Annotated in this window: 1 protein-coding gene; it reads right to left on the bottom strand. The window is 60.7% G+C overall.

Annotated features, from left to right (window positions below; all coding sequences use genetic code 11):
- Positions 1-64 (bottom strand): thymidylate synthase (locus EOB49_RS38475; protein WP_245473010.1); only part of this gene is annotated, 64 nt, incomplete at its 3' end.
- Positions 65-290 lie beyond the last annotated feature (226 nt).

Raw genomic sequence — 290 nt, 5'->3', positions numbered from 1 at the left:
TGCGGTCGCCGCGATCGGCGCCGTTGTCCAGTACGTGCTGCAGGAGGTCGAGATACTGGCGCATCGGTTCCGGCTCGATTCGGTTGTCCAGCCATCATAGCTGACGGACAGGCAATCGAACACCACAAAGCAGCGCAAGCCCTGCCCGAAGGCTGCCAGTCCCCAACAACATCAGGGCTGACGCATGGACCGCGCCAGCCCCTGCAAATTGACGTGCGGTCGTCAGAGGGAGCCGAGTTTACCCAGGTCCTTGGCAACCAGATAGTAGAAGGTAACCCGGTTCTTGGTAC

This window comes from Mesorhizobium sp. M7A.F.Ca.MR.148.00.0.0, assembly GCF_003997735.1.
Lineage (GTDB): Bacteria > Pseudomonadota > Alphaproteobacteria > Rhizobiales > Rhizobiaceae > Mesorhizobium.
The sequence above is the reverse complement of the archived record's forward strand: the minus strand, read 5'-3'. Positions and strand labels throughout refer to the sequence as shown.